Origin of the sequence: Corynebacterium stationis (assembly GCF_001941345.1) — a bacterium.
In the GTDB taxonomy this organism is placed as follows: Bacteria; Actinomycetota; Actinomycetes; order Mycobacteriales; family Mycobacteriaceae; genus Corynebacterium; species Corynebacterium stationis.
Window position 1 is genome coordinate 104,739 of record NZ_CP009251.1, and the last position, 16,487, is coordinate 121,225.

The 16,487-nt window shown below is 55.8% G+C and carries 16 protein-coding genes and 1 riboswitch; of the genes, 7 read left to right on the top strand and 9 right to left on the bottom strand.

The genetic code is table 11. From position 1 onward, the window contains the following. Position 1: 1 nt before the first annotated feature. Genes CSTAT_RS00550 through CSTAT_RS00560 form a run of 3 tightly spaced genes read left to right on the top strand, consistent with a single transcriptional unit; the run spans position 2 to position 2,566 of the window. Positions 2-1,048 (top strand): ABC transporter substrate-binding protein, encoded by a 1,047-nt coding sequence (locus CSTAT_RS00550; RefSeq protein WP_083640565.1) that lies wholly within the window; start codon positions 2-4, stop codon positions 1,046-1,048. Further along, positions 1,048-1,830 (top strand): ABC transporter permease, encoded by a 783-nt coding sequence (locus CSTAT_RS00555; RefSeq protein WP_075722110.1) that lies wholly within the window; start codon positions 1,048-1,050, stop codon positions 1,828-1,830. Before CSTAT_RS00550 ends, CSTAT_RS00555 begins: the two co-directional genes overlap by 1 nt. After that, entirely contained in the window at positions 1,820-2,566 is a 747-nt protein-coding gene (locus CSTAT_RS00560; RefSeq protein ID WP_075722111.1) for an ABC transporter ATP-binding protein, read from the top strand. Before CSTAT_RS00555 ends, CSTAT_RS00560 begins: the two co-directional genes overlap by 11 nt. A 1-nt stretch (position 2,567) precedes the next feature. Here CSTAT_RS00560 and tenA read toward each other — a convergent pair whose 3' ends face one another. The 5 genes from tenA to CSTAT_RS00585 form a co-directional block, all read right to left on the bottom strand. Further along, a complete protein-coding gene (gene tenA / locus CSTAT_RS00565) occupies positions 2,568-3,239 on the bottom strand; it encodes a thiaminase II (RefSeq protein ID WP_075722112.1) in 672 nt (223 codons plus the stop codon). Continuing rightward, a complete protein-coding gene (locus CSTAT_RS00570) occupies positions 3,239-3,901 on the bottom strand; it encodes a TenA family protein (protein WP_075722113.1) in 663 nt (220 codons plus the stop codon). Before CSTAT_RS00570 ends, tenA begins: the two co-directional genes overlap by 1 nt. Beyond that, positions 3,898-4,758 carry a bifunctional hydroxymethylpyrimidine kinase/phosphomethylpyrimidine kinase gene (gene thiD / locus CSTAT_RS00575; RefSeq protein ID WP_156845070.1) on the bottom strand — a complete coding sequence of 287 codons (861 nt, stop codon included), beginning with the start codon at positions 4,756-4,758 and terminating at the stop codon, positions 3,898-3,900. The genes CSTAT_RS00570 and thiD overlap by 4 nt, the downstream gene beginning before the upstream one ends. A gap of 67 nt (positions 4,759-4,825) precedes the next feature. Next, positions 4,826-4,916, bottom strand: a riboswitch (TPP riboswitch). Between the two features lie 36 nt (positions 4,917-4,952). Further along, positions 4,953-6,083, bottom strand: a complete 1,131-nt coding sequence (locus CSTAT_RS00580) for a calcium:cation antiporter (protein WP_075722115.1) — start codon at positions 6,081-6,083, stop codon at positions 4,953-4,955. A 200-nt stretch (positions 6,084-6,283) separates the two neighbouring features. Beyond that, on the bottom strand, positions 6,284-7,969 hold the full coding sequence (locus CSTAT_RS00585) for an ATP-binding protein (RefSeq protein ID WP_066792048.1): 1,686 nt from the start codon (positions 7,967-7,969) through the stop codon (positions 6,284-6,286). A gap of 256 nt (positions 7,970-8,225) precedes the next feature. Here CSTAT_RS00585 and CSTAT_RS00590 point away from each other — a divergent pair, with 256 nt between their 5' ends. Then, positions 8,226-8,738: a hypothetical protein gene (locus CSTAT_RS00590; protein ID WP_244892862.1), complete on the top strand. Its 513-nt coding sequence runs from the start codon at positions 8,226-8,228 to the stop codon at positions 8,736-8,738. On the opposite strand, the gene CSTAT_RS00595 is transcribed toward CSTAT_RS00590, so the two are convergent. Continuing rightward, the gene (locus CSTAT_RS00595) at positions 8,722-9,648 is read right to left on the bottom strand and encodes a LysR family transcriptional regulator (protein ID WP_075722117.1); all 927 of its coding nucleotides are present in this window, start codon (positions 9,646-9,648) and stop codon (positions 8,722-8,724) included. The genes CSTAT_RS00590 and CSTAT_RS00595 overlap by 17 nt on opposite strands. Positions 9,649-9,719: 71 nt before the next feature. Here CSTAT_RS00595 and CSTAT_RS00600 point away from each other — a divergent pair, with 71 nt between their 5' ends. From CSTAT_RS00600 to CSTAT_RS00610, 3 genes are all read left to right on the top strand, one after another. Then, positions 9,720-10,757: a YeiH family protein gene (locus CSTAT_RS00600; protein ID WP_075722118.1), complete on the top strand. Its 1,038-nt coding sequence runs from the start codon at positions 9,720-9,722 to the stop codon at positions 10,755-10,757. A 112-nt stretch (positions 10,758-10,869) separates the two neighbouring features. Further along, the gene (locus CSTAT_RS00605) at positions 10,870-12,009 is read left to right on the top strand and encodes an HNH endonuclease signature motif containing protein (RefSeq protein ID WP_075722119.1); all 1,140 of its coding nucleotides are present in this window, start codon (positions 10,870-10,872) and stop codon (positions 12,007-12,009) included. A gap of 75 nt (positions 12,010-12,084) precedes the next feature. Then, a complete protein-coding gene (locus CSTAT_RS00610; RefSeq protein ID WP_075722120.1) occupies positions 12,085-13,095 on the top strand; it encodes a pirin family protein in 1,011 nt (336 codons plus the stop codon). Here the strand turns inward: CSTAT_RS00610 and CSTAT_RS00615 are convergent. From CSTAT_RS00615 to CSTAT_RS00625, 3 genes are read right to left on the bottom strand one after another with little or no spacing between them, the layout of a single operon-like run. Continuing rightward, positions 13,092-13,997 carry a CPBP family intramembrane glutamic endopeptidase gene (locus CSTAT_RS00615; protein WP_075722121.1) on the bottom strand — a complete coding sequence of 302 codons (906 nt, stop codon included), beginning with the start codon at positions 13,995-13,997 and terminating at the stop codon, positions 13,092-13,094. The two genes, CSTAT_RS00610 and CSTAT_RS00615, sit on opposite strands and share 4 nt — an antisense overlap. Then, positions 13,997-14,656 carry a DUF3887 domain-containing protein gene (locus CSTAT_RS00620; RefSeq protein ID WP_075722122.1) on the bottom strand — a complete coding sequence of 220 codons (660 nt, stop codon included), beginning with the start codon at positions 14,654-14,656 and terminating at the stop codon, positions 13,997-13,999. Before CSTAT_RS00620 ends, CSTAT_RS00615 begins: the two co-directional genes overlap by 1 nt. Before the next feature lie 55 nt (positions 14,657-14,711). Continuing rightward, a complete protein-coding gene (locus CSTAT_RS00625) occupies positions 14,712-16,232 on the bottom strand; it encodes a DASS family sodium-coupled anion symporter (RefSeq protein WP_244892863.1) in 1,521 nt (506 codons plus the stop codon). Between the last annotated feature and the right edge of the window lie 255 nt (positions 16,233-16,487).

Genomic DNA, 16,487 nt, shown 5'->3' on the forward strand with positions numbered 1-16,487 from the left:
CGTGAAAACTACATCAATTTCTCTTCGCACCATCGCCGCAGCCGGCGTCCTTGCTCTTGCTACCTTGCTGACTAGCTGTGCGGGAGGTGATGAGGCGGAGGGGGCATCGGCAAGCGATGCGAAAACCACCGTCCGCTTCGCGCTGGACTGGACACCGAATACCAACCACACTGGGCTCTACGTGGCATTGAATAAGGGCTACTTCGAGGAAGCCGGCATCGACGTGGAAATCCTGCCGTTTAACAACAGCAATCCCGAAGTACTTGTCGATGCCGGCCAAGCCGAGTTCGGCATCAGCTTCCAAGACACAGCATCGATGTCCATGGCCTCTGGCGCGGACCTGAAATCAGTACTCGCCGTGGAACAAACCTGGGCCACAGAAGTGGCGGTACTGGCAGACCGTGATGACATCCAAAGCCCTGCCGACTTGGACGGGTTGACCTTCGGTGGATTCGATAACCCGGCGGAGACCAAGACCATGCAGGGCGTGGTGCAATCCGCGGGTGGCGACGGCGAATTCGAAACCGTGACGCTGGGGACCTCTGCCTATGAGGCGTTGTACTCCGGCGATGTTGATTTCACCGTCCCTTATGTCGCCTGGGAAGGCATCGAAGCTGAACACCGCGGCGTGGACCTGAAGACTTTCGCGTACACCGATTATGGTTTCCCGGATGCGTACCAAGTCTTGGTGGTGGGCAATAACACCTGGTTGGAAGATAATCCGGATACCGCGCGTGGCTTTGTGCAGGCCCTTGCCCGCGGCTATGAAGATTCCGTGGAAGACCCCGAAGCCGCCGCAAAGATTTTGCAGGAAGAAAACGCTGGCCTACTCACTGACCTAGACATGCTGGTGGAAAGCCAAGAGATGCTCGCGGATAAGTACATGCTCGATGACAACGGTGACTTCGGCGTGCAAACCGAAGAGCACTGGAGCGAGCTCGGCCAGTTCCTCTTTGATTCCGATTTGCTGACTGATAACAACGGCAAACTGTTGGATAAGCAGCCTGCGTGGGAAGAATTTTTCACCAATGAATACTTGCAGGACTGATGAAGCAGTATTTATCTTTTAAGAATATCTGGGTGCCCGCAGGCTTTCTGGCCGTGCTGCTTATCGCGTGGGAGTTAATCGTGCGTTTGACCGCGGTGCGCCCGCAGGTGCTGCCGGCGCCAACGCTTGTGGCAAGCTCCGGTTGGGAGCATCGCAACGCACTTGGCGCGCATGCCCTGGCTACCTTAAATGTCACGCTACTGGGCTTTTCGGTGTCATTAGCGTGCGCGTGGCTGATTGCTATCGTTATTGATTTCTCGCCGCTGATGCGCCGTGGCCTAGTTCCGCTGCTGATTTCTTCCCAAACCATTCCGATTGTCGCTATCGCGCCGTTGATGATCATCTGGTTCGGCTTCGGGCTGCTGCCCAAGATCCTGGTGGTGGCTCTGGTGACCTTCTTCCCAGTAACCATCGGGCTAGTCGATGGTTTTGCGCGTGCGGACAGGGAAGCATCGGCGTTGCTGCGCAGCATGGGTGCCGGGCGCATCAAAGAGTTCCTCTTCCTGCGGCTACCGTCGGCGCTGCCACTCTTTTTCACTTCTTTGCGTATCGGTATTACTTATGCCGTGGTGGGCGCCATCTTCGCCGAGTATGTCGGCGCGAAGCAGGGCTTGGGCATTTATATGAGCGTGCAAAAGAATGCTTTTCGCACCGATTTGGTGCTCGCCGCAGTTACCGTCGCAGCTGTGATCAGCATTGTGCTCTACCTATCCACGTACCTGGTGGAACGGGCCGTTATTCCGTGGCACATCAAAGAAAGGACCGCTGCCAATGAGCGTTAAAACCTCACCGCAGTTGCACCTCGAGGGCATCTCACGCACCTTCCCGCTTGCCGATGCCCGCCAGCGCGCAGTGCTGGATGACATCTCTTTGACGGTGAATCCCGGGGAGTTTGTCTCCATCATCGGTCCATCTGGCTGCGGCAAGAGCACGCTGTTTAACATCATCGCCGGTTTGGATTCACCGACTAGTGGCACGGTGGGTATCGATGGGGAAGTGGCCTATATGCCGCAAAAAGATGCGTTGTTTCCGTGGCGCAGCATCGCCGCGAATGCCGCACTCGGCCTGGAAGTCCAAGGGGTTAAACGCCGCGCGGCGCGGGCACGGGTCAAGGAATGGTTTCCCCGCTTTGGGCTTGCGGGTTTTGAAGATTCCTTGCCGTTTGAGCTTTCCGGCGGCATGCGCCAGCGGGCAGCACTTCTGCGCACGGTGGTTCAAAACAAGAGCACTTTGCTTCTCGATGAACCCTTCGGCGCCCTCGACGCGCTTACCAAACAGGATTTACAAACCTGGCTGCAACAAGTGTGGGCCGAACATAATTGGACAGCACTGTTGATTACCCATGATGTCCGCGAAGCGATCTTGCTTTCAGACCGCGTGGTGGTGCTCAGCCCGCGCCCGGCGAAAGTCAGCCTCATTCTCGACGTTGACCTACCGAAGCCGCGGGGGATCGATGCGTTGACCAGCCCTAGATTCTTAGAGCTGGAACGCACGCTGCTTCAAACACTAGGCAGCTGAATCAGTCAGCTGAGTCCAGTGCTTGCTGCCAGAACGCTGCTTCCAAGCGGGTCGCGGCGCGGAAGATTTCCACTAAGGAATCAAAGCGCTCCGCGGTGACGCTACCTGCGGTTAGCGCGTCGAGGCGTTCGGTGGCAGCTTGTGCTGCGGTTTGGAATTCCGTGCCGGAGTATTCCGCAATCCACTCGCCGTAGGGGTGTTCTTCGCCGGCATCTAGAGCCCGTATTCGTTGCGGCTCTAGGGCTACACCAATTTCTGCATAACCAATGGAGCATGGTGAAAGCGCGACGTGCATATCCAGCAGGTCGCCGGACATCCCGGTGTCCAAAACGTAGCGGGTATAAGCCACGGTGGTTTGTTTTTCTGCCGCCGCATCAAGCTCTTCTTCCGTGATTCCCCAGCGTGTAGTCAGTCGGCGGTGTAGTTCGGTTTCGTGCAAGATAGCCTGCAGTGCGCCCGTCGCGTCTTTAATATCGGCGAGGTTGCGGCTTTTGTACGCAGCCAGTGCGTTCGCCCGCGCGAACTGCACGAGGAAGTGATAATCCTGCACTAGGTAGTCCTGGAAGACGGGTAGCGGCAAGGTGCCTTCGCCAAGTTTGCGCACGAATTCGTGCTCGGTGTAATCGGTCCACTCGGTACCGATGGCTTTTTTCAGATCATTAAACAGTGTCATTATTTTTCTCCTGTGATGGGGTGGGCGTAGGCAGCATCAAAAAATGCGAGCTCGATTTCTACTGCGCGGTGAAAGAAGTCTTCCGCAACAGCGCGCCGGGCTGGGCCGACGCGGTCGAGTTCTGCGCGTAAGAACGCGATGCGCTCGTGGAATTCAGGAAAATCATGCAGTCGAATCCATTCCGCGTGCACGAAGTTCTTCGGCAGCGGGCGCGCACCGCGGGTCGCCCAGTCGAGGTACAACCATTCCGCAACCAGCAACACCGCGACGATTGCTACGTAATCGCGGGTTTCCGCAGCCTCACGCATCAACGCGCAAAACGCGGTGGTCGGCTCGGTATTCGGGATTTCTTCGCGCTGCTTGTCGCTCACGCCCAATGCTTTAAAGGCGTCGAGGAAATAAGTATTTTCATCGCCGGCTATCTCGCCAATAAATTGCGCAAACCGCAGCCGTGGTTCAAGCGCATCCGCCGTGCTTACCGATGCCCCCAGCAACACCAAGAAACTATCCAAAAAGCGGTAGTCCTGCACCAAGTAGCTGGCCATGACAGAGTCGTCGATGGTGCCATCGAAAAGCTCCTGCACAAAGCGGTGAGAAACTGCCTTCTCCCACGTGGTGTGGTTTTGCTCGCGCAAAAGGTCCGTAAATCGTTGAGTGCTCATCGTTGTGTTCCTTGCAATTGCAAAGGCGCGTTATTCCATAGCGCGTGGAAGTGATGGACGGGGCCGTGGCCTGCACCGACGTCCAATTCATCCGCGTGGCGCAGCGCGTGCGTGAGATAGTCTTTGGCGCGGCGCACCGCTTCTTCGTATCCGTGTTGGGGTAAAAGCGCTGCTATCGCGGCCGATAATGTGCACCCAGTGCCGTGGTCATTGACAGTGTCCACGCGCGGTGCGGTCAGCTCCACGGTGTGCTCGCCGGCATCACCGCCGGTGAGGATATCGGTGCTTTCCGCACCGCTTAAATGCCCGCCTTTGAGCAGCACCCACTTTGCGCCCAAAGCGCGCAGATCGTTTAAGGACTCACGCATTTCTGCCAAGCTGCCCATCTCTACCTCGCGGCCCAGCAACACCGATGCCTCCGGCAGATTCGGCGTAATCAGCGTTGCCCGCGGCACGAGACGCTCCCGAATCGCGTCGACATCATCCTGGTTGAGCAGATGATCGCCACTTTTAGCGACCATCACCGGATCCAAGACCACCGGGCACTGCGCGTATTTATCCAGTGACTGCGTGATCGCTTCGGCGATTCCAGCATTGGCCACCATGCCGATTTTCACTGCATCGACGCGGACATCCTCAAAGACCGCGGCGATTTGTTCGGCCACGAATTCAGGTTCCATCGCGACGATGCTTCCCACCCCGCGCGTATTTTGCGCAACCACTGCGGTGACCACGCTCATCCCATATGCGCCGTTGGCAGAAAATGCTTTTAAGTCTGCTTGAATCCCCGCGCCACCGGTGGGATCTGTGCCAGCAATGGTTAATACGTTCGGTATCAACGCTTGTCTCCGTTTCATCACTCATATCGAGTTCGAAGAAGCGAAGCGTGCTGCAATAGATACAGGTATCCCTGCATATACTGCCTGCGTCGTTTACCGACATTCCTCCGCGAGTCCGAACTCGATCAGGTTCTCGGGTTTAATCTCAGCCCTTCCGGGCACCCCGTGTCTGGCGCCCACGCTAGCACAGAATGTCCTGGCAAGAAACGACTTTAAGAAAATACGCTGAGCGCGTAGAGGATGAAGACGAATAGGTGTGCTCCGCCGTGAATCGCGGTGACTTTCTGGGAGTTAAACGTTGCGATGCTCAAAGCCAGGCTGATTCCTAGTAGCAGCAGGTTGGTGGGGTTTTCGGCGAGGGTAACGGTTTGCCCAGTAAGCAGACCGATGATGAGCACGACCGGCAGAGTGAGGCCAACACAGGAGACGAGCGCGCCGTGGGCGAGGTTAACCACGCGTTGTCCTTCGCCACCCCAGGCAGCGCGGACGGTGGTGATTGCTTCGGGCAAAAAGACAATCATTGCGATGATGATGCCGGAAAGCGCGATGGGAGCGCCGAGGCGGTTAAGGCCGTCATCGAGAAGCGATGCCATATCGTGAGAGAGCATCACGATGGGGATTACCGTGATGAGCAAAACCAGCGCGCGGGTGAAGATCTCGCCTTTGTGCTCGCGGAAAATTGCGGCGATTCCGGGGTTGTTGGAAGCAACGACGTCCTTGTCTGTTTCCGTGAAGTCGGCATGCTGGGCGCCGGTTTGGCGGTAGAGAAAGAATCCGTAGAGGATGACTGTCAAGGTCACGATGGTGATGGCCTGCGCGGAATTGTATGCGCCATCGGTGCCGATGACAGCTGGAAAGGCGAAGGCGGTGGCGATGAGTACGACGAGCATGGATAAGTATGCGGAAATACCGGTGCGGTTGACCTGCAGGTTGCTATGACGCATGCCGCCGACGAGAAGTGCCAGGCCGATGACCAGGTTGAGGACAATCATGACCGTGGCCATGACGGAATCACGCGCGATGGTGTGGTGATCGCCTGGGCCGAGCATAACCGCGGAGATGAGAATGACTTCAATGCCGACAATTGAAAGGGTCAGCACCAGGGTGCCGTAGGGATCACCAAGCCGGTGCGCGAGATGTTCAGCTTGGGTGACAACCCCGCCGGAACACACGATGATCACGCCCACGATGAGCGCAAGAAGGGTGAAGACGAGGGGCATCGATAAGCTGCCCGCGAGAAAACCTGATGCCAGTGATAGTAGTGCGACCGCAACCCAGCCCAATACAATTCGGGCGATGACAGATCCGGTGAGAACGCCGCGCAGGGCAGTAGAGGCTGACATGGACGAAGACTCCTTTAAGTGCAGGGTCGTCCCAGCTCTAGCTTTGACTGTGCAGGCCGTCCTGCCAGCGTGTTCTAACCAGCAGCCTAGCACGCCCGGCCGATACGGCAAGCTGGAGCCAACTATGCGATGAAGGAATTGATTCGTAATCAGTTTGGATGCCAAGTCTGCCTATCTCTTGAAGGTTAAATTAGCCAAGATCACGTGCGGCGATAAGCTCGTTTTCTACTGCTTGGTGGCGCTGTGGCTGTGATAAAACCGATTTCTACAAGATGTCGAAGGGCGGCGCGTACGGTGCTTATTGGCCGATCGGTAAGGTCGCTAACTTGTTGAGCTGAGAGTTCTTCAGTATTAGATACTGCATCGAATACGTCTTGTTGGGCGGGGGTTAGGTGAGCTCCCGCACTTGAGAGGGTGTACACCCCTTGGCTCGATTCAATTAACGAACCTTGTTGAGCAAGCTTATCGAGCATGATCTGAAGCTCACCACTGTCGCCGCCTGTCTGCCGTTTGAGATCTTTAGCTGTGACGGCCCCCAAGTCTTTTGCCAAAACAAGTGCGGCACCTTCAGCGATTGAGAATTCATCTCCAAGTCGTTCCTTAACCCAGGATGCGACTTCTCCGTCTGCGAGGCCGAATCGCTGCAGAATGACTGTCACTCGAGCAATATCTACCTTAAAAGTCGGCCTGGGAAGACCGACAGATTTCATGGTGTTGATCATGGTCAAGATCCCTCCACCATTACTTTCGGCAAGTACCCCGTCGTATTCGTGGGACAGTGGGACATCTTGAAGTAGCCTGGCTAATGTCGAATTCCGCGGGATTTGTTGTCCATCATCGAGGTTCTCGGTAGTTTTGCCGCCAGGCAATCCTCCAGGGCTGCTGATTTCTACGCGGTCTAAAAAGATATCGACACTGATATTTTGGTCTCGGAATGGTGCGGAGTAGTCACGATGCATCACTGCATTAGCTAATGCCTCGCGTAATACGGTCTCAGGTATTTCTAAGACATCCTTTCCGAGGCTTCCTTCAATCACCCTTCTTGTTCGAAGGTTTCGACGAATTGCTGCGATTGCATCTAAAACTTGGGTGGCTACGTTGCTTTCACAAAGGACTCGGTCCACGAAACGAGTGTTTTCTCCTGCTGGTGCTTTTTCTTTTCCGGGGTGGACCGCCACATCAATAAATAATTGAGGAAAGAATTGTTGAGGATATTCTCCTAACGCCATTAGTCCTGCAAGGGTAAGTTCGCCGTCTTGAGTAACTATGGATTTCTGCTTGATCCACTTATTGGTTTCATCAAAATCCAGCCGAGAATGTTGGCGCTTCAGCCGAGACTCCATGGCTTTAGTGAGTGAGGTATCTAGGTCATTGATATCAGTACCTGGGACATGTTCTCTGTCGGAAGCGTGCTTGTCGAATCGGTGTTGGAGTTCGTAGACTTCAAGGGCGCTAAGTCGTTGATCCGCGTCGCCAACTCTTTTAAAGCTTCCGTTCGATACTCCCTTTGATTTTACGAAGCATGGGCCATTAACAGTTAACGGAGAAATGGTGACTACGACGCATAGTTGTGTGTCAACTTTTAACAGCTCGACGGAATAGTCTGGGACTGGTTCCACGCGAATTGCGTGCTGGTCGCTGGTATTTAGACCGCTGCGGATACGGTCCTCAACGTCCTTGGCATTGAATCCTGGAGCTGGAGTGAACGATGGTTCTTCTAAACCCAGTACGATGATTCCGCCATTACTGTTAGCGAAAGCGCTTACCGTTTCCCAGAAACTTTTTGATTCACTCTTATGCGCCCATGCCTTTACTTCTATCAAAGCGTCATCTCTGCCGAGGGTACGGAGGCGGGCAAGGTGGGAATCTAGTTCAGATTGTTTCATGGGGACCTCACTGTCGCTCAAAGACTATTAAGCCTCACTGTATACAGTGAGACCGTCATTTTCTATAGTGAGGGCGTCACTTTATATAGTGAGACCGTCGTTTTATATAGTGAGGGCCTCATTTTCTGCAGTGTGGGCGTAACTTTATATAGTGAGAGCCCATTTTTATGTAATGAAGCTCTTTTTGGACAGCGGAAGACGTATTAGTGTGGGGCACACTGAATGCTTGATTCCTATGCGTGCTCGTTGAGAGGAAATGATGACTGATACCGCCACGGTTAAGGAGCAACGCCGGCCCACGGCTTCGCTGAAGCGGTTAGCCACTGTAGAAGCTATTTTTGGCTACATCATGGTGCCGTTTTATGTGGTCTTGCAGTACGTTTTCCCAAAGCCGCGGGAGAAAAACGACCGTCAGCAAGGGGTAATTAAAGGTTTCATTGCCACGTGGGTGAAGTCGATTGGTATCGCGGTTAGTGCAGGAGCACTACTTGGCGCGGTGGAGTGGGTATTGGCCAAACTGCTTGGTCGCAGGCTTCTCGATGGCATCCCCGCCGTCCTGACCGGAATCGGCATTCCGGCACTGGTCGGGGGCTGGTTGATTGATAAGCGCAATCGCCTGCGCGGCGCGATGATTGCGGCGGTGGCAACGCTGCCGCGCATCGTGGTTTCTGAAAGTTGGGTCCGCGATAAATCGAGTGATGAGGAATTCGATAAGGAAATGAACACCGCGCGGGATCGCCTGTACGCAGTGCTTAACGATGCCTACTGATCCAAGCGCCAGTGGCCTTAGCGATGGCAATCAGTTCGTGAGCCAGCCTGGGCGGACGACGGTGTCCTGACCAGATTGCTGTGAGCGGGCGCGTGATCTTGTCGCCTTCTAAAGGCACTTGCAGGAGATTGCCATTGGCGAGCTGATCGCGCACGGCCAGTTCGCTCATTACTGCGGGGCCGGCACCGGAAGCTACTGCGACGCGCACGGCTGCAATGCTGTTGAGCACCTGGGCTGGTGTAGCAACATTCAAGCCAGCCAGATGGTCTTGCAGGGCTTCAAAGGTTCCGGAGCCTGGTTCTCTTACAACAAGTGGTGTTTCAGCCAGCTCTTGCAGGCTGATTCGCCCGGTTCGCAAAGCCCAGTGGTGGTGCGGGGCAATCACCACAAAAAGCTCGTCTTCCTGGACAATGTGAGCATTAAGCTGCACCGGTACATGTGGCGTTTCGATGAAACCTACATGGAAATGCCCATGCCGAACCTGTGAGATAACTTCTGCTGAATTCACCACGGAAATAGCAACCTGGACATCGGGGTATCGTTCGCGCAGCGCGGCAATCCACACTGGCAAGAGTGTCTCCGCGATGGTCAAGCTGGCGCCGACGCTGAGCGTCTTTTGCGATTCGTCGTGGTTCTCCGCGACCCAAGATTGAAAATCACGAGCAGCATCCAGGACTTCACGCGCATGCGCAGCGAGCGAAAGCCCGAAAGGCGTAGGCACTGAGCCGCTGGGACGACGATCCAGCAAATGAGTTTGCATCGTTGCCTCAAGCTCGGCAATCGCGCGGCTTGCATTGGGCTGCGCCATTCCGACGCTACGTGCTGCGGCGCCGAGGCTGCCGCTATCTACTACTGCCACGAATAATTCCAGGGTGCGGAGGTTGGGCCAGCAGTCCTGAGCAGGAGTCATATCAGTAGTATATGCCCGGATGTGGATTTGCCGTCTACCGCAAATCACGTTGCGCGGTGAGACTTTAAAGCATGTCTACCGGAATTTTGGCACTTGCTTCAAATGAAGTTCAACCGCGCGCACGTGCAATCAAAGCTTATGCGCCCGGACTGCTGCTGTGTCTAGGCGGCGCTGCGGTCGCGATGATTTTCAGTTCTTTTATACCGGGGCTTCGCGCGATGATCGTGGCGATTATCGCCGGGATCGCACTAACGAACATGACAAAACTTCCCAGCACGTTTTCGCCAGGAATCCAAGTAGCAGCTAAGACTTTGCTGCGGTGGGGAATCGTGTTCTTAGGGCTCAAACTGGTTATCGCAGATGTTCGCAGCCTCGGGCTGCCGATGCTTCTGGTTATCGTCTGCATTGTTTCCGGCGGAATCATCGGCACGCTGCTTATCGGCCGCCTGCTAAAGATGAAGCCTGCGCAGGTATTACTGATCGCCTGCGGATTTTCCATCTGCGGCGCGGCGGCCGTCGCGGGTGTCAGAGGCGCAAGCGATGCGGAAGAAGAAGACGTAGTAATCGCCGTCGCGTTGGTGGTGATATTTGGAACCATCATGATTCCGACCATCCCGTTTCTCGGTGCCCTTGCCGGTCTAGCCCCGGAGACGATGGGAATGTGGGCCGGTGGATCCATTCACGAGGTTGCGCAAGTCGTTGCCGCCGGAGGCGCAATAGGCGGAAGTGCTCTAGAAATAGCCGTCGTGGTTAAACTTGCACGCGTTCTAATGCTGGCTCCAGTCGTATTCATTCTGAGCCTCGTAAAACGTCGTCGAAGTAGCGGCGTGCAGATTACGGGCCATGAGAAGCGCCCACCAATAGTCCCGCTGTTTATCATCGGTTTCTTATCGATGGTTCTTCTTCGCTCCACCGTTGACCTTCCCGAGCCCGTCCTCGCCACCGGCGACTTTTTACAAACAATTCTGCTTGCAACCGCGATGTTTGCTCTCGGGTGCGGGGTGAAAATCCAAAGTTTGTTGCACGTTGGCGTGCGACCTTTCGTCCTTGCCTTTGCGTCAACAGTGCTCGTCGCAACCATCGCATTTGTAGGCATTGAGCTCGTCTAATCGGCGTCCCTGTGGATAACTTCGCCGTTTGGGTGACGTGTCATGTGAATTACTCGCAGGTTTTTGAACTTGCCCTAGTCAGGGGTTGCACTGTCGTTTTAGTGTCGAAGTTATGAACGGATATGAATTATTTGAAGCTTTCGACAGAGGTGGCGTGGGTATTCTTCGCGACTTTTACGAGCTATCCCCCTACGACGTAGCTACTGAGGGACACAGACTTTCTACAGTGCAGAAATATGCTCGGCTGGCCAGAGTTTACTTCGGGTCCTGCGACTCGCCGCGTGTGCAGCAAGAGACTGTCGCACTTGCCGAAGAGCGCAGGTTGAGCATCGAGTTCTTAGAGATGGTTAATAAACACGCGAAGAAGTTGAAAGCGCGTGGTGCCGCGTGGAAGTTACGTGCAGAACTCATCGCGTATGAGGGAAGCTACGAAGAAGTCGATGAGTATGGCAAAAAGCGCGTGACCGAAGAAGGCGGCGACAAAGCCAAACAATCTGGCGTACGCGTAGGCCGCGCAATAGACGGGATGCGCACCATTAGCATTACCGATACGCAACGCCGGATTACTGATTTGGAAAAGACCCTCGACGCGGCCATCAAAGGCGATGACCAACCGCGCTCCGAGGCACTGCTCGAGCCTTTCTGGGGCCTAGTCGAGGGTAACGGCACCGAGCTTATCAAGCCTGAATACCGCACCGTGATTGCCCTTGGCCTTGACCAGTCCGCGGAAGTATTCAGCGGTACCGGCAGCGAATCCGTCATCGGTCTTTCCGACGGCACCACCATGACCGGCGCCGAGATTGTCAACGCCGCGATGGAAGGTGCTTTAGGCGAAAAGCTTTACGTCGGTTTGTTCCATCCCACCACCGGCCCGGTCAATCTTTATGAAGCCCGCTTCGCTTCCGACAAGCTGCGAACCCTGGCTATGACCGAGAATCTCGTCTGCCCCTGGCCTGACTGCAACGTGCCGGCCGACAGGTGCCAAGTCCACCACATCGACGCCCACAAACACGGTGGGCATACCAAGCCGTCGAATCTGACGATGTTGTGTAAGTATCACAACGGCGTCAATGATGACGGCCCGGCTACGCCGGGCGGGAAGAAAAGAGGACCAGGCAAACCAAAACGCGGCAAGCCGAAGCGGGGAAGAATGCACCGACACCGCGGCAAAGTCCGCCTGCGCACCCCAGGCGGCAAACTACTAGGCAATACTCACGACCTCAGCAGCATGGGAGCGATGAACCTGATCTAATAGGGCATAACCACGCTGAAACTGTGGACCGAAAGGTGGAAGAGAAAATAAACCCAATCGACTAAGGTTGTTGACATGAACGCAACCGCAGTTGAGATCATTTCTTCCCGCGCTGTGCCGCTTGGTGGTCCGCGTGCGATGACGGTTCATCGCACGCTTCCACAGCGCCAACGATCGCTCATTGGCGCGTGGTGCTTTGTCGATCATTTTGGTCCCGAGGATGTGTCAAAGACCGGTGGCATGGACGTTGCGCCGCACCCGCACACTGGTCTGCAGACCGCGACGTGGCTCTTTACCGGCGAGATCAGCCACATCGATGCCGGCGGCGGACGCGGCCTCGTCCATCCCGGCGAGTTCTATTTGATGACTGCCGGCGACGGCATTTCGCATACGGAGACCACCACGGAAAAGACCACGATCTTGCATGGTGTGCAGCTGTGGATTGCGCTGCCGGATGCCACACGCAGTACTGCCGAGCGCGACTTGGCCTATTTCAAACCGCCAGCTACCGAGCTCGATGGCGGTCAGCTCAAGGTATTTATGGGTGAGCTCATGGGTGCAGCCAGCCCGGTGCATTCGCACACACCGATGGTCGGCGCGGAAATCACCATCGATCCGCGCTCAGAAATCGTGCTTGACCTCAACCCCGAGTTTGAACACGGCGTGATCGCAGACTCCGGAACCATCGTGGTCGCAGATACCGAGCTGGAAAAGACGCAGATTGGATACACCGGCATCGGTGAAACGCGTCTGCGCATCCGCAACGATTCCGATGACATGGGTCGCGCACTATTTATCGGCGGCGAACCACTGCGGGAAGAAATCCTCATGTGGTGGAATTTCATCGGTCGCGACCACGATGAAATCGTGCGCTTTCGCGACACTTGGCAAGCTAGCCAAGGCGAAGACGTCGACGGCCAATTCGGTTTCGTCGATGGCTACATCGGCCACGGCGGCGTCGGCGAAGATGGCCTTGGCCGCAACGCCGATGGCATGACGTGGCTTCCCGCACCGAATCTCCCCAATGCCCGAATGCGCCCGCGCACTCTTACCGAACCCGTCGCGCGGCCAAACATGAAAATCTAAACCTTTTGCTTAACTCCGCGCGAGCTAAGAAACAGCACGACGGCGACTACCGCGAAAATCGCGATGCCAGGAACGCCCATGGGCGCAGCAAGGACGCGGTCCCAGGTATCACCGGTTGCAACAAGCATCGCGGGGAAACCTGCGAGTGCGTTGAAGAATGCGTGCCCAATCGCAGCTGGCAGCACGCTCTTGGAGCGCAAACTCAGCCAGCTCAATACCGCGCCGAAAGCAATGCAGAAAGCCGTGAACAGCAGCACCGCCACGGCGCCGGGAATCTGATCGCTGAAGTTATAGCCCGCTGCGATTAACGGTGCGTGCCATAGTCCCCAGATAACGCCGATGAGCAGCACCTGACTCAGGCGCCCCAGCGGCTCCAAAGTGTTTTGCAGCCAACCGCGCCAGCCGGCTTCCTCACCGAAAGCCATGAGAGCGTTGATAGTAATGCCCGCGATAAACGCCTGGATAACCGTCATGACGATCAACACCGTTGGCGAAATATCCGCACCCGCTTCAATCAAAGGCGCACGGGTCTGCGTCATCTCCCAATCGGGATTCAGCCACCCAGCGGCAGTCGCCAGCGCGATCGACGCCGCAATCACGCTCACAACCAGGACGAACCCGATGAGCACCGAAGAAACAATCTTCTTCCACTGACCATTCGCAAAAGACTCCCGTCCCAAACCAACAGCACCGGTCCACTTTTCAAAGGTAATAAACCGGCAAACAATGACCGTTGCAATCAGTGGCGTGAACATGCGCAGTGAAATCGGCACAATCGCTAACGGATGCGCCAAACCCAGAGTGCTTAAAAGAACGGCATCGAGCGCATAAGCAAGCCCGAAAGAAATCAGCACGAAGAAGCCGACGGCTCTCCAATTGACTGCTCGCGTTACGGTATTCATTAATCTGGCCTTTCCGTTAGCGCCTGGTCAGCGGGCACGAACCACAGTCCAGCCATGCTGCCATCGGTGTTGTAGCTAATGCGTGCAACTAGGTCGGCGGCTTCGAAGGCGAGGGGTTGTTCGACAACAGTGATGCCATCGGCAAGCCCGATAGCTTCAGCAGGAAGTCGCGTTTCTAATGCGCCGCTTATCGATGCCACCTGCGCCCACGTCGTCGCCAAACCCTCCGCATCCAAATGTGCGCCGATCACCGGGCCCAATTGACCTGCTGCTTCTTCCCAGCGGGACGCGGTCAGGTCGTCTAAGAATTGTTCCGCCTTGGTTATGGCTTCGCGCTTGGCTTCTTCAGTGGGTTTATTCATCGCTTTTCCTGTCCGAGGGTCAATCGCGGTGCCAAACCGCTGGAAGGCAGCCTGCCGCGAAATGCCCAGGGCATCGCCGATGGTCTGCCACGTGATCCCGCGGTTGCGGGCATCGGTGACTAGGTGCGCCAATGCTTCATCGGCAAGTGCCTGCAAAGACCGCGCCGTGGACAGCGCATGAGTGACATCGCTGCGCGAACTCTCCTTCGCTGCGTCTGAGGTGGAAAGTTCATCGGCAAGCAATGCGACTATGCGCGTGATGTGATCTGCCAGCTCGTGGCCTCGTTGATTGCCCACGTGTCAAGTCTGCCTTTACAGCAAATGCTTTGTCAAGGAAAACTTGACAAGCCCATCACCACAGACCGATGAGGTCCATCCAACCCATGCCGACGAAGATCCAGATAGCCAAAGAAATCACGCCCGCGACAAGGCCCACACCCCACCATTGCGCCACGGAGTTGTACTTCATTCCGAACAAGGTTGGCGACGCGCCACCTGCGTAATGGGTCAACGATTGGAAGATATTTGAGCAGTAAGCAAAGATTAATGCGGACAATAGCGGCGGTGCGCCGAGCGCGAGTGCCGCGCCGAGGAAGGCGATGTACATCGCGGAAATATGCGCGGTAGCCGAGGCAAAGAAGTAGTGCGCGAAGAAGTAAATAACGACCAAGAGTATCAATGCCGTCAACCAGCTAAGTGCGCCCAGGGAGCCGGCGATTACATCGGACACCCAATCGATAAAACCATAAGCTGATAGGGCAGTGGCCATCATGTACAACACCGCAAACCAGGTCATGGTGTCCCAGGCCGCTTTCTCCCGGATGATGTCTTCCCAGGTCAGAACCTGGAAGATCATCAGGATGATGACTCCGACAAACGCCGTGGTCGTAGCGGAGATACCTAGAACCAAGTCGCCGACTGTCCACAGCAGCAGTAAGACAATGAAGGTGGCGCCCAGAACCTTTTCGCCGTAGCTCATGCCGCCTAGTTGTTTAAGCTCATCGCGGGCCATCGCTTGTACTTCTGGAGTCTTTTTCAACTCTGGGGGATAGACCACATAAATCACGAGCGGCACCACGACCAGCGCGAGAAGCCCGGGAACAATGGCGCCCATGGCCCAAGTCGTCCAGGAGATATCGACGCCAAGTTCACCCGCCAGGGAAGCAATCAACGGGTTGCCCGCCATTGCGGTCAGAAACATAGCACAGGTAATAGAGTTGGAATTAGAAACCACCAGCGACAGATAAGCACCTGCCCGACGGGATGTCGGCCCCGGCTCCGAGTCATAAGTGAGCGCCACCGACTTCATGATTGGCGCCATGATTCCACCGCCGCGGGCTGTCGCCGACGGAATTGCTGGCGACAGCACTAAGTCCGCAAGACCCAAACCATAACCGACACCCAGCATGTGTCCGCCGACTTTGGAGACGAAAAACAGCGCCACGCGCCGGCCAAAACCAGTCTTAATAAACCCGCGCGAGAGCAAGAAGGCCATGACGATCAACCAAATCGTGGAATTACCGAAGCCGACCAGCGCATAAGGTGCGCCGGGGTTATCACTATTCGGCGACAGCGGAACAATCCCGGTGAGCACGGTGGCGATCATGCCGATGATTGTCACCGCACCCATTGGCATCGGCGCCATAATGATGCACACGATGGTGGCCACGAAAATGCCAAACATGCGCCACGCTTGGTCGGTGAGCGCTTCAGGGTGCGGACTGAACCAAAAGATCAGCGCAATAATAATGGGAACGCCGAAGCCGAGCCCCATTTTGCGCCAGTGTTGAGCGGGCGGGGCATCGACACGCTGCTGCGGCGGCGAAGTATGCGACTGCGTCTGGCTAGGTGTGCTTATGGGATTGGCAGGCATAACATGGCTCCCGTCGTGAAAATATTCCTGCTTGTGCAAGATCTCGATGCGGATATCTCTCTCCCCGCGGTCGTGGGAAGAAAACCTTCCGCTAAGTCCCACCTTAGTAACTGGCTATGACGGGAGGAAAGCCATTGACCTGCTAAAAAGGTGAGATTCGCTACACGGTGGTCCAGCTTTAGTCACTATCGGAATTAAAACGTTCCCGATGTTTTCGGATGTGCTGCGGCGATGTGAACGCGAAGGATTCTGATT